The sequence below is a fragment of the Nocardioides sp. SYSU D00038 genome, from assembly GCF_016924665.1.
In the GTDB taxonomy this organism is placed as follows: Bacteria; Actinomycetota; Actinomycetes; order Propionibacteriales; family Nocardioidaceae; genus Nocardioides.
In genome coordinates this window covers 395,557-407,679 of record NZ_JAFFJT010000016.1, presented here as the reverse complement: position 1 = coordinate 407,679, position 12,123 = coordinate 395,557, and the positions used below count along the sequence as shown (strand labels likewise).

The 12,123-nt window shown below is 73.3% G+C and carries 10 protein-coding genes and 1 pseudogene; 6 read left to right on the top strand and 5 right to left on the bottom strand.

All coding sequences use genetic code 11. The annotated features are described in order from the left end of the window. Window positions 1-27: 27 nt before the first annotated feature. The 3 genes from JT721_RS10545 to JT721_RS10535 form a co-directional block, all read right to left on the bottom strand. A complete protein-coding gene (locus JT721_RS10545; protein ID WP_205473060.1) occupies window positions 28-1,086 on the bottom strand; it encodes a tartrate dehydrogenase in 1,059 nt (352 codons plus the stop codon). After that, a complete protein-coding gene (locus tag JT721_RS10540; RefSeq protein WP_205473059.1) occupies window positions 1,083-2,051 on the bottom strand; it encodes a phosphoglycerate dehydrogenase in 969 nt (322 codons plus the stop codon). The genes JT721_RS10545 and JT721_RS10540 overlap by 4 nt, the downstream gene beginning before the upstream one ends. A 67-nt stretch (window positions 2,052-2,118) precedes the next feature. Then, window positions 2,119-3,414, bottom strand: a complete 1,296-nt coding sequence (locus JT721_RS10535; protein ID WP_205473058.1) for an MFS transporter — start codon at window positions 3,412-3,414, stop codon at window positions 2,119-2,121. Between the two features lie 129 nt (window positions 3,415-3,543). On the opposite strand from JT721_RS10535, the gene JT721_RS10530 reads away from it, so the two are divergent. Beyond that, a complete protein-coding gene (locus JT721_RS10530; protein WP_205473057.1) occupies window positions 3,544-4,269 on the top strand; it encodes a GntR family transcriptional regulator in 726 nt (241 codons plus the stop codon). A gap of 170 nt (window positions 4,270-4,439) precedes the next feature. Here the strand turns inward: JT721_RS10530 and JT721_RS20850 are convergent. Both JT721_RS20850 and JT721_RS21390 read right to left on the bottom strand, forming a co-directional pair. Continuing rightward, window positions 4,440-5,597 (bottom strand): annotated as a pseudogene (locus JT721_RS20850) (MFS transporter); the annotation flags it as partial. Between the two features lie 71 nt (window positions 5,598-5,668). Then, on the bottom strand, window positions 5,669-6,256 hold the full coding sequence (locus JT721_RS21390; protein ID WP_205473056.1) for an HD domain-containing protein: 588 nt from the start codon (window positions 6,254-6,256) through the stop codon (window positions 5,669-5,671). Window positions 6,257-6,389: 133 nt separating this feature from the next. Between JT721_RS21390 and JT721_RS10520 the strand changes: the two genes are divergently transcribed. The 5 genes from JT721_RS10520 (at window position 6,390) to JT721_RS10500 (ending at window position 12,111) form a co-directional block, all read left to right on the top strand. Continuing rightward, entirely contained in the window at window positions 6,390-7,190 is an 801-nt protein-coding gene (locus tag JT721_RS10520) for an alpha/beta fold hydrolase (protein WP_205473055.1), read from the top strand. Between the two features lie 522 nt (window positions 7,191-7,712). Beyond that, complete coding sequence (locus JT721_RS10515; RefSeq protein ID WP_205473054.1) at window positions 7,713-9,206, top strand: FAD-dependent monooxygenase; 1,494 nt, start codon at window positions 7,713-7,715, stop codon at window positions 9,204-9,206. Beyond that, window positions 9,203-10,036 (top strand): cyclopropane-fatty-acyl-phospholipid synthase family protein, encoded by an 834-nt coding sequence (locus tag JT721_RS10510; protein WP_205473053.1) that lies wholly within the window; start codon window positions 9,203-9,205, stop codon window positions 10,034-10,036. The genes JT721_RS10515 and JT721_RS10510 overlap by 4 nt, the downstream gene beginning before the upstream one ends. Continuing rightward, on the top strand, window positions 10,033-11,475 hold the full coding sequence (locus JT721_RS10505; RefSeq protein ID WP_205473052.1) for an MFS transporter: 1,443 nt from the start codon (window positions 10,033-10,035) through the stop codon (window positions 11,473-11,475). Before JT721_RS10510 ends, JT721_RS10505 begins: the two co-directional genes overlap by 4 nt. A 210-nt stretch (window positions 11,476-11,685) precedes the next feature. Then, window positions 11,686-12,111 (top strand): PPOX class F420-dependent oxidoreductase, encoded by a 426-nt coding sequence (locus JT721_RS10500; protein WP_205473051.1) that lies wholly within the window; start codon window positions 11,686-11,688, stop codon window positions 12,109-12,111. Window positions 12,112-12,123 lie beyond the last annotated feature (12 nt).

The window sequence follows — 12,123 nt, the reverse complement described above, 5'->3', positions numbered from 1 at the left end:
CGGGCAGCGGCTCAGTCGGTGAGCGGCTCAGTCGGGGACGGGCAAGTTCGCGAGCACGGCGTCGGTGAGCTCCTGCGTGGTCGCGGTGCCGCCCAGGTCGGGGGTGCGGGTCCTGCCGTCGGCGAGGGTCCGCTCGATGCCGGTCATCAGGGCGGCGGCGGCCTCGTGGCGGCCGAGGTGGTCGAGCATCATCGACGCCGACCACAGCGCCCCGAGGGGGTTGGCCACGCCCTGGCCGGCGATGTCGGGCGCCGAGCCGTGCACGGGCTCGAACATCGACGGGAACTCCCGGGTGGGGTCGATGTTCGCCGCCGGCGCGATCCCGATGCTCCCGGCGATGGCCGCGGCGAGGTCGCTGAGGATGTCGCCGAAGAGGTTCGAGCCGACGATCACGTCGAAGTCGCCCGGCCGCAGCACCAGCTTGGCCACCAGGGCGTCGATGTGCTCCTGGCGCCACGGCACGTCGTACGCCGCCGCCCGCTCGCGGACGATCTCGTCCCAGAACGGCATCGTGTGCACGATCCCGTTGGACTTGGTCGCGGAGGTGAGGCTGCCGCCGCGGGCGGTGGCGAGCTCGAAGGCGTAGTCGACGATCCGGGTCACGCCCGCCCGGGTGAAGACGGCCTCCTGCACCGCCAGCTCGCTGGGGAGGCCGCGGTCGAGCCGGCCGCCGATCTCGCTGTACTCGCCCTCGACGTTCTCGCGCACCACGACGAAGTCGACGCCCTCGCTGTCGCGCAGCGGGCCGGGCAGGCCGGCCATCACCTTGATCGGGCGCAGGTTGACGTACTGCCGGAACTGGCGCCGGATCGGGATCAGCAGCCCCCACAGCGAGACGTGGTCGGGCACGCCCGGCCAGCCGACGGCGCCCAGCAGGATCGCGTCGTGGCCGGCGATCCGGTCGAGGCCGTCCTCGGGCATCATCCGGCCGGTCTCGAGGTAGCGCTGGCACGACCAGTCGAGGTGGTCGAGCTCGACGGAGAAGCCGCCCCGCTCGCCGAGCACCTCGAGCGCCTGCAGGGCCGCCGGGATCACCTCGGTGCCGATGCCGTCGCCGGGCACCACGGCGATCCGGTGGTCGCTCACGCGGGCACCCCCGCGGTGACGGCGAAGCGGGGCGCACCGGCGAGCGAGCGCACCAGCTCGGCGGCGCCCTCGGTGCCGGCCGCCTGCCGCGCCTCGGCGGTCTGCCCCGCCAGGTGGGAGTAGACGACGATGCCGTCGACGCCGCGCAGCGGGCTGTCCTCGGGCAGCGGCTCGGTGGCGGCCACGTCGAGGGCGGCGCCGGCGATCTCGCCGGCGCGGACGGCGGCGGCGAGCGCCCGCTCGTCGACGATCAGGCCGCGGGCGGTGTTGACCAGCACCGCCGTCGGCCGCATCGACCGGAACGCCGCGGCGCCGAGCAGGCCACGGCTGCGCTCGGTGAGCGCGGTGTGCACGGAGACGTAGTCGGAGCCGGCGAGCAGCTCGTCGAGCCCCACGAATCGCACCTGCTCGCTGCCCTCACCGCCGCGCTGGTCGTCCGGCACGCCGGTCGTGCACAGCACGGTCATGCCGAGGGCCCGGGCCAGCGTGGCCACCCGCCGGGCGGCGGCGCCCCAGCCGATGAGGCCGAGGGTGGCGCCGCGCAGCTCGTGCCCGTCCTCGCGCGGCCAACCCCCGGCGGCGACCCCGGCGGCGCTCTGCACGAGGCGCCGAGCGGCGGCGAGCAGCAGCCCGAGGGTGTACTCCGCGACGGCGTTGGCGTTGATGCCCGGCAGGTTGCTGACCGTGATGCCCAGCCGCGCGGCCGCGTCGACGTCCACGGAGTCGTAGCCGACCCCGGTGCGCACGACGACCCGCAGCGACGGCGCCCGCCGGAGCACGTCCTCGGTCAGCGGCTCGTTGGCGACGAGTGCCGCTTCGACGCCGTCGAGGGCGGCGACCAGCTCCTCGGGATCGCGCCGGCCGGTCATCGGCAGGTGCACGGTCTCGTGGCCCGCACCGCGCAGGTACTGGTCGACCGCGTCGCCGGGTCGCAGGTAGTCGGTGGTGATCAGGACACGGGGCACGCGTCGCTCTCCTCGGTGTGGGGGCGGTGGGTGGCACCGACCCGATCGGGCGGTGCGGTGGGCGGACTCAGGGCAGGGTCGGCGCCCGGCGCTGGGCGCGGGCGAGGCGGGCGACGACGAGGACGGCCAGGCCGGTGAGCAGCGCGATGTCCAGCAGCATCAGGTCCCAGCCGGTCAGGTCGACCATGCCGCCGACCAGCGCGGGCCCAAGGAAGCCGCCGCTGGCCCAGCCGACGGTGTAGAGGCCGGCGTAGGTGCCGAGCAGGTTGGGCGAGGGCGCGAAGTTCCAGAGCACCACGACCGCGTTGATCATGAACCCGGAGGCCCCGGCCGCGGCGACGACGAAGGCCACGACCGTGCCGGTGGGGGTCTGCACCAGGGTGCCGCCCACCAACGCCAGGCCGAAGACGGACATGCCGGCGAGCATCACCCGGAGCCGGCCGAGCCGCTCGGCGAGCAGGGCAGCGGGGTACGCCGCGAGCAGGAACGCGATGCCGCTCGGCAGGGTCAGGCCGCCGGCGTCTCCCCGCGACAGCCCGAGTGCCTCCTGCCCGTACGGCGTCAGCAGGGCCCGCGAGGAGGCCCACGCCGCACCGAAGAGCAGGATCGCGAGCAGGAGCATCAACCGGCTGCGATCGCGGTCGCGGAGGATGTCGCGGACGGCGTCGCGGGCCCGGGGCCGCGCCACCTCCTGTCCGGCCTCGGCGGTGTCCTCCTCGAGGGCGGCACGGTAGGCCGGTGACTCGCTGTCGCGCACGGTGGCGGCCAGCACCACGACCGCGACCAGCATGATGGCGGCGGGGATGGCGAACGCCACGTAGGGGTGGTCGTCGACGACGAGGACGCTGACCAGCGCGGCGACGATGATCGTGAGGCTGGTAGCGATCTTGACCACGGCGTTGGCCCGGCTGCGCCGCTGGGGCCCGATGAAGTCCGGCAGCAGCGAGGTCGAGACCGGGTTGAGCGAGTTCAGCACTAGGGCGTAGGCGAACATCACCGCCACCAGAGGCAACAGCGACCGGGCAGCGTGGGGCACGAGCACGAAGAGCACGGCCGCCACCGGCATCCCGACCACGAGGTACGGCAGCCGCCGGCCCCACCGGGTGCGGGTGGCGTCGGAGCGGTTGCCGATCCACGGCTGCACGAAGATGCCGAGCAGGTTGTCCATGCCCATGAGCAGCCCGACCAGCGCGGCGCTCGCGAGGTGCTCGCGGAGCAGCGGCGGGACCTGGGAGTCGTAGAAGTTCCACGTCGACTCCTGCGCGAACACCGCGAGCGCGACCAGGAGGGTGATCCGCCCGGTGGCGGTGGTCGCGCCCTCCGCCGTGCTGCGGGTCGGGCCCGGGGTGCTGGTGGTGGTCATCTGGTCGTCTCCGGTGCGGGGGCGCCGGTGGACGCCCGCTGGGTGGCGGACGTCACGCTACGTTTGCTACAGCATCAACGTCAAGGGTTGCATAGTGGTCGATGCCATTTCGATCGGTAGGATGCCGCCGTGGCCACCACTCCCCCCGAGATCCTCGCCGCCGACACGCTGGCCGACCAGACCTACCGGGCGGTGCGGACGGCGATCGCCACCGGCAAGCTCGTCCCGGGTCAACGGGTGACCGAGCGGGGCCTGGCCGAGGAGCTGTCGGTGAGCCCGACGCCGGTGCGGGAGGCGGTGCGCCGGCTGCAGCAGGACGGGCTGCTCGAGCGCACCGGGCCGCGCACGGTCAAGGTGTCGTTCATCAGCGAGACCGCGATCCGCGACCTCGCCGAGGTGGAGATCGCGCTGCGCGGGATGATCGCGCGGTTCGCGGCCGAGCGCGCCACCGACGACCAGCTCGACCAGCTCGACGCGATCCTCGACGACGCCGACGACCTGCTGATCCTGATCCGCCAGCGGCGCGAGCAGGGGACGCCGCACGACCGCCACCTCCACCAGCTCCTCGACACCATGCAGCGGTTCAACGAGGCGGTCGAGGACTGCGTGGGCAACCCGGTGCTGCTGCGGCTGCTCGAGCAGGCCCGCGTCTTCTCCCCGTCGGGCCGTCGCGCCCGGCTGCTGGAGCTGCTCGCCACCAACGACGAGTTCGGCCTCGACCGCTACCAGAACCACCGGCGCCTGGTGCGCGCCCTGCGCGACCGCGACCCGGCCGCCGCCGAGCGGATCGCCACCGAGCGCGCCCGCGCCGGCCTGAGCGACATGCTCGAGTCGGCCGCGCCCGAGCCCGGCTGACGCGGCCTCCCCTCCGGTCCGCGACCGACCCGACCCAGGCTGCGGTCCGCCACGGTGATGACCAGCGCCACCGCCGCCAGCACGAGGGCGTACCAGCCCAGGGTCCGCATCCCCGCCGTCGTCGCGCCGTCGTCGAGCACCGCTCCGACGGCCGCGGCTGCGAGCAGGGCGCCGACGTACATCGAGGTCCGCTGGAGCCCGGCCGAGGAGGCCAGCCGGGCAGGCTCGGCCTGGTCGTAGAGCGTGTGCTGGTTGGCCAGGTTGAGCAGGCCCTGCGGGACGCCCACGAGCACCGCGAGCCCGACCAGGGCCAGCACCGGCACGTCGTCACCGAGGACCAGGAGCGGCACGCAGACCGCCACCTGCACGAGCCCGCCGGTCACCAACCTGGCCCGCACCCGCCTGCCGCGGCCGGTCACCGCGGCCACGGCGATCGCCACCAGGAAGGTCGGGATGATCAGCAGTCCCGCCTCGCCGGCGGCGAGCCCGCGACCGTCCTGGAGCCACTGGGTGTAGCCGAAGAGGAAGACGTAGGTGACGGTCGCGGTCAGCAGCGTGCGGGCGTACGTCGCCACCAACGCCGGGTTGCCGAGCAGCAGGCGGAGGTCGACGAACGGCTCGGCGACCCGCAGCTCGACGCCCACGAACGCGATCGCGGCCGCGGCCGCCACCACGAGCAGCGGCCAGAGGTCGGGGTCGCGCTCGATCAGCACCAGCATCGCGCAGACCAGGAACCCCCCGAACAACGCTGCGCCGAGCGGGTCCAGCCGCGTCCGCGGACCGTCGGCGATGCGCTGGTGGTGCGGCAGCCGGCGCGCCCCCAGCCACAGGCAGGCCAGGGAGAGCGGGATGTTCACCGCGAACGTGCTGCGCCAGCCCGCGACGCCGATGAGCAGCCCGCCCAGCGGCGGGCCGAGCACCGCGAAGGTCTGGTTGGCGACCGAGAGCACGGTGAGGATGCCGGCGGGGCTGGCGCGTCCGGTGCGCCGGGCCTCGCTGCGGATGAGGTACATCGACGACGGGTGGCCGGCGCAGGTGCCGATGCCGAGCAGCACCCGCGCGGCGACGAGGGTGCCGAGGTCCTGGGCGAGCAGGCCGAGCAGGCCGGCGAGACCGACCAGGGCGCTGCCGGCGAGGTAGAGGCGGCGCGGGCCGAGGACGTCGACGAGCCGGCCCACCACCGGCTGCCCGACCGCCGTCGCGAGGTAGAGCCCGGAGACCAGCCACGCGGTCTCCGCGGGCGAGGCGCCGAGGTCGCGGCCGATCGGCACCAGCGAGACCGCGATGATCGAGGAGTTGACGGGGTTGAGCACGGAGCCGAGCACCATCGGTGCGACCAGCCGCCGGTCGAAGCCCGTCCCGCTCCCGGCGCGCCTCATCGAGGTGGGCAGGCCGCCACCTAGTCCTTGGTGACCGCGGGCACGCCGCCGTGCAGCAGGTCGAGCGCCCGGGAGTCGAGCGCGTCGACGGCGTGCACGACCACCGCCTCCCAGGTCTGCGGCGCGTACCGCGACGTCTCGGTGTGCACGATGACGTTGTGGACCAGCTCGAGCGGCAGGCCCTTCTCCCACATCTTGTGCGCGCCGTAGACGCCGTGCTGGACCAGCCGGCCGAACCGCGAGGCCCGGCCGCCCTCCTCCGACGGCTCGAACTCCATGAGCTTGCTGACGTCGTGGAGGTTCGCCGCGGCGATCAGCAGGTCGCGGTCGTAGGGGGCCCCCTGCACGCGCTCGGCCACCTCGGCGACCGCGACCGCCATCTGCGTGGTCGACCGGGTGTGCTCGACCAGCTTCACGCTGGCCGGCACCTCGTAGGGGTGCTTCGGCACGTCGGCGATCGAGTCCCAGCCGCTCTCGGCGAGCACCTCCAGCCAGATGTCGACCACGCTCCGACGCAGGTCGTCGTCGGCGATGTCCCGCAGCTCGGGAAAGGTGGTGAGGACGTCCTCGACGGTGACCCCGGGCTGGGCCGGGGACGTGGGACCCACGGTGTCGACCATGTCCGCTCTCCGCTTGGAAACTGTTGCATCGTGACTTTGCTACAGCATATGGCTGCTGTCAACCACCGCGGTGCACGTGCATCCCTTTTCACAAGACAGCATGTCCGTTAAAGTCTGGTCCATGGCCCCCCTCACCGAGACCAGGAAGCTCCTCGTTCGCGGCACCACCCTCGTCGCGGACATTCGCGGCGCCGGTCGCCCCCTGTTGCTCATCCACGGCGGCGGTGAGGACGCCACCATGCTGACCGGACAAGCCGAGAGCCTGGCCGCGGTCGGCTACGAGGTGACGGTCTACGACCGACGCGGTACCGGTCGGTCGGGCCGCGATGCCTGGCCCGGGAGTGGGGCGACCCAGCACGCCGACGACGCAAGGGGACTCATCGAGGCCCTCGACCTGGACTCGCCCACCGTCGTCGGTGTCAGCTCCGGCGCCGTCGTGGCTCTGGCTCTCGCAGCCAGGCACCCGGGGGCGGTGGGGCGCGTGATCGCCTGGGAGCCACCTGCCCTGGGCGTTGTCCCCGGCGGCGGTCTGGCCCAACGGGCGATGATGATGCCCGCCCGTCGGCACCTCCGCCGCCACCCAGGGGACTTCGTAGGTGCCCAAGCCGTCCTGCTGAAGCTCATCCTCGGCCGGCAGGTGACGGTCGACGAACCTTCCCTTGCCGCCACCCGGGCGAACGCCGAGGCGATGATCCGCGACGAACCGGGCATCCCGACCTACCGGTTCCGGCGCCGCGACCTCGCGGGCCTCGACGTCACCGTCGGACTCGGGTCGGAGACCATCCCCCCGATCCGGCTGGCCGCGCGGCGGATCACCTCGTGGACGGGCAGGCCGCCGGTGCGGGTCACCGGCGAGCACGAGGTCTACCTGTCCGACCCGTCGGTGCTGACCGAAATCGTCCAGAGGGGGCGCGCAGGATGACCGCGCTCGACCACCCGGGCGGCAGGACGACAGCGGCGCGGTAGTCCAGCCACCTCGGGATCCGCGCGCCGACGTGGCGCACCCACCTCGCCCTCCGCCCCCGTCTCCGACAGCACGCCAGGACCGACGTCGACACGTCCGGCACGGTCGGCCCATCCCCGTGCTCCTGCTGCGCGACCCGCACTCCGTGACCGGTCACACCGTCGACTGATCGAGCTCGCCCCAGTTCCGCGTCTGGAACCGCCCGCCGGACGGAGCCGGGACGTGGGGGCATCGCGAGGTCCTCGAGCCGTGGGCCTCACGAAGGCGACGTGCTCGAGCCCCATCCCATAGGCGTCCCGGCCCGACGGCGGTCGTCACGCCGGTGGTGGCGTCGTGGTCACGTGACGGTCGGGCCCGACCCGCGGTGTCCGGCCGTTCGGTCGCGACCCCGTCACGCCCGGAAAGTCATTTCACTTGACAGGCTGTCTACTCGATGTGTCATATTGGCGCTACACATCGCTCTATGAAATGAGGCAACCAGTGACGCAGCTCCCCCGCCAGACGCATGTCGCCGTCGTCGGCGCCGGCCCGGCCGGACTCGTGGCCGCGGTGTCACTGGCGCGCGCCGGGGTCGAGGTCGTCGTTCTCGACAAGCGGACCGGCGTCTCCGACCTGCCCCGGGCGGTAGGCGTGACCGTGCGCCAGATGGAGATCTTCCGATCCTGGGGCATCGAAGCCGAGCTTCGGGCCTGCGCCGACGACGTCGACCTCACCCTGCTGGAGGTCACCACCGTGGCCGAGGCCAGCGCCGGGGTCCGCCGCCAGATCAACGTCCCGGACCACGTCCAGAGCGAGGTGGTGAGTCCGACCTCGTCTGTCCGAGTGGCTCAGGACGACCTCGAGCTGGTGCTGCTCGACGAGTTGGCCAGGCACAAGACCGCGACCGTCTGCCGCGGCGTCGAGGTGGCCGGGCTCGAGCAGGACGCGGACGGCGTCGACCTCGTCGTGCGCGCAGCCCACGACCCGACTGCAGCTCGGGTGCGCGCTCGGTACGTGATCGGAGCCGACGGCGCCCGCAGCACCGTGCGTCAGCTCCTCGGAATCGACGTCGTGGGAGCCACCGACGTCATGCGCGGGGTCAGCGCCGAGTTCCGCGCACCGTTGTGGCCCGTCCTCGGTGAGCGCCGCCATGCCCTGTACTCGATCCGCCAGCCGAACGGCTCCGGCATCCTGATCCCCGCCGGCGGCGGCACGCGATGGCAGTACGGCGTGGTCCTGGGCCCGGACGACGACGCGCACGCGCTGAGCCACCCGTCGGTCCTCACCCGGCGCATCCGCGCCGCGGTCGGAGTGCCCGACGTCGGCATCTCGATCGCCCGGACCAGTACCTTCGTCGCCGGTGCCACGCTGGCCGAGCGCTACTCGCTCGGCCGCGTCCACCTGGTGGGTGACGCCGCGCACCGCGTGACCCCCCGAGGAGGCAACGGGCTCGCCATGGCCGTCCGCGACGGCCTCGCACTGGGGTGGCGACTCGCGTGGGTCGCCCACGGTTGGGCGCCGCCCGGGTTCCTCGACACCTACGAGGAGGAGATGCGCCCGCTGGCCGCCGCGGACGTCGCTCGTGCCGCCGACCCGGACGGGGGCTGCCACACGGTGCTCACCGAGCTGTTGCACGACCTCGGCGGGCGCCTGCAGCACGCGTGGCTGCCGCCGTCCCGACCGGGCGAGCCTCCGCGCTCCACGCTCGACCTGGTCTCCGGCGGCCTCACCCTGCTTACCGGCGCCGAAGGTCCGTGGGCGGGCGCCGCGGCCGGACTGCCGCAGCGACTGCCCGTCGAGATCGCCGTACTGCCGCCACCGACGCTGCACGCGCTCGGCATCCGGCCACTCGGCGCGCTGCTCGTCCGCCCCGACGGCGTGCCCGTCGCCGGCTGGTACGGCGCCGCCACCGTCGACCGGGCGACCGCCGACCTCACCCGGGCGATCGGTGACCTGCTCACACCCATCCACCACCCCGAAGGAGCAACCCGATGAACGACGCCCTCCTGACCCACCCCCGCTTCCCTCGCGCCTCCGCCTACCACCCGGACTGGTTGCGCTCCTGCGTCAGCGGCGGAGCGAACTCGCTGTGGCTGACCGAGTGGCTGACCGAGGCGCTCGACCTCCAGCCGGGCATGCGCGTGCTGGACCTCGGCGCCGGGCGGGGCGCGTCCTCGGTCTTCCTGCACCGTGAGTTCGGGGTCCAGGTCTGGTCGACCGACCTGTGGTTCCCGGTCGACGACCGGGCCCGCCGGTTCCGTGACGCCGGTGTCGACCACGACGTGTTCGCCCTCCACGGCGAGGCACGGGCACTGCCGTTCGCGCGGGACTTCTTCGACGCGATCGTGAGCATCGACTCCTACGTCTACTACGGCACCGACGCCCTCTACCTCCCCTACCTGGCCCGGCTGGTCAGGCCCGGAGGTCAGGTCGCGATCGCCGGCGCCGGCTTGACGCAGGACATCCACGACCGTCCCCCGGCACACCTCGCGACGTGGTGGGAGCCGAGCCTCGCCTGCCTGCAGACCGCGGCGTGGTGGCGCCGACACTGGGGCCGCAGCGGCGTCGTCGACGTCCAGCACGCCGACGCGCTCGAGGATGGCTGGCGACTCTGGCTGCAGTGGCAGCACGCCGTCGCCCCCGACAACGCAACCGAGATCGCAGCCGTCGAGGCCGACCGAGGCCGGTACCTGGGCTACGTGCGGGCGGTCGCCCGCCGCGACGAGGCCGCCGTCCTCGACGACCCGATCTCCACCATCCCCGTGTCCTACTCGGCGCACCCGCTGCTCGCCGACGAGCGCGGTCCCCACCAGGAGACCCGATGACCACAACCCTGCCGGAGGCGACTCCTTCCGACCTCCACTCACGTCGCGGTCGCCTGGTCCTGGCCCTCGTCTGCGCGGTCGCCTTCCTCGACTTCGTCGACGCGACGATCGTGAACGTCGCGCTGCCGGCGGTCCGGGACGACCTGGACATCCCGCTGCAGCAGCTCCAGTGGGTGCCCAGCGGCTACCTGCTCACCTACGGCGGCTTCATGCTGGTGGGCGGCCGGATGGCCGACCTGCTCGGACGGCGGCGGGTGCTGCTCGCCGGCCTGGCCGTGTTCGGCGCCGCGTCACTCGTGGGCGGTTTCGCCCAGTCCGCCGAGGCTCTCGTCGGAGCCCGCCTGGTCCAGGGCACGGGTGCGGCTCTGAGCCTGCCGGCTGCCCTCTCGATCCTGACGACCACGTTCACCGAGCGGGCCGACCGCCATCGTGCGCTCGGCGTCTGGGGTGCCGTCGCCGGGGTGTCCTCGGCCGTCGGCGTCCTGGCCGGGGGTGTGCTCACCGAGATCGCCGACTGGCGCTGGGTGATGCTCGTCAACCCGCTGCTGTGCGCGCTCCTCGTCGGTCCGATCCTTGCGCTGGTCCCGGCCGACCGTCCCCGCGGACCTCGCGGCCGGTTCGACCTCGTGGGGGCCCTGCTCGCCACCGCCGGCATGATCGTCCTGGTCCACGCGCTGGTCGAGGCACCCGACCGCGGTTGGTCGGCCCCCCGGACCGTGCTGGAGCTGCTCGCCGCCGCCGGTCTGTTCGTGGCCTTCACGGAGGTGGAGCGGAGGGCCCCAGAGCCACTGCTTCCTCCGTCCCTCCTCCGCTTGCCGGGGGTGGCGGCCGCCAACCTCGTCCAGCTCGCGACCTTCGCCGGCTTCCTCTCCCTGTTCTTCTTCGTCACCGTCTACATGCAGGACGTGCTCGGCTACGGGCCCGTCCGGACCGGGCTCGCCTACGTCCCGTCGTGCCTGGTGGCAGCGGCGTCATCCGCTGCCGCTGCCCAGCTCATCGCCCGACTCGGGACCCGACCGATGGTCGTCGGCGGCTCGCTGACCACCGCCCTGGGGCTTCTGCTGCTGTCGCGGCTGCCGGCCGACGGCTCGTACGCAGCCGACCTGCTGCCGGGGCTGCTCGTCCTCTCCAGCGGGATCGGGTTCGTCTTCGTCGCCGTCGTCGCGGCCGGCCACGCCGGGGTCACCGAGGACCGGTCCGGAACGGCGGCCGCATTGCTCAACTCCGGTCAGCAGGTCGGCGCCGCCCTCGGGCTGGCCGTGCTGCTCGCCGTCTCGGACGCTGTCAACGACGACGAGCTGGCGGCGGGGGCCACCGCGGCCGAGGCCCTCACCGACGGATTCGGACGCGCGCTCCTGGTCGGCGTCGGACTGCTCGTCGCGGCGGCCGTCGTCGGTCTCCGCACCGTGAACACCCACGACCCCGATCCGGTCGCCTGATCGCGCCGGCTGGCCGAGAGGAACCACCATGCCCGGCATCACCCGCACCACCGCCACGCCGGTCCTGCCGCCTCAGGTGTGGACGGCGCAGTCGCGTCCGGCCTGGCCCGGAGCTCCGTCCCCTCGAGCACCGATCGCGGACGGTGCGATCAAGGGCAGGGTTCGTCCGGGCGGGCCCGTCGCCCTCACCGTCCTCGGCTGAGGGTGACGATGGACCACACCGAGGCCGTGGACCTCGCGCGCCGTTCCCACCAGGGCACCCTCGCCACGATCCGGCGCGACGGTCGTCCGCAGCTGTCCAGCGTGCTGCACGTGGTCGACGACCACGGCACAGCCCGCGTCTCGACCCTGCCCGGCCGCGCCAAGGCGGCCAACCTCCGGCGATCGCCCTGGGCCGCCCTCCACGTTCGGGGTCCGGACTTCTGGTCCTACGCCGTCGTGGAAGGTCCCGTGGAGCTGACCGAGCCGGTCACGCACCGCGACGACGCCGTCATGGCCGAGCTGCGTGACCACTACCGCGCCGTCCAGGGCGAACCCGAGGACTGGACGGCGTTCGAGGACCTGATGCTGGAGGAACGACGGATCGTGGTGCGCCTCAGGGTGCAGCACGCCTATGGTTTCCGGCTGCCGTCCTGACCAGCCGGCCGG

What these genes read in the sequence shown, in the direction of transcription:
- JT721_RS10510 (WP_205473053.1), top strand. Translation starts at nt 9,203, where the DNA reads ATGAACGACGCCCTCCTGACCCACCCCCGCTTCCCTCGCGCCTCCGCC.
- JT721_RS10535 (WP_205473058.1), bottom strand. Translation starts at nt 3,414, where the DNA reads ATGACCACCACCAGCACCCCGGGCCCGACCCGCAGCACGGCGGAGGGC.
- JT721_RS10520 (WP_205473055.1), top strand. Translation starts at nt 6,390, where the DNA reads ATGGCCCCCCTCACCGAGACCAGGAAGCTCCTCGTTCGCGGCACCACC.
- JT721_RS10505 (WP_205473052.1), top strand. Translation starts at nt 10,033, where the DNA reads ATGACCACAACCCTGCCGGAGGCGACTCCTTCCGACCTCCACTCACGT.
- JT721_RS10500 (WP_205473051.1), top strand. Translation starts at nt 11,686, where the DNA reads ATGGACCACACCGAGGCCGTGGACCTCGCGCGCCGTTCCCACCAGGGC.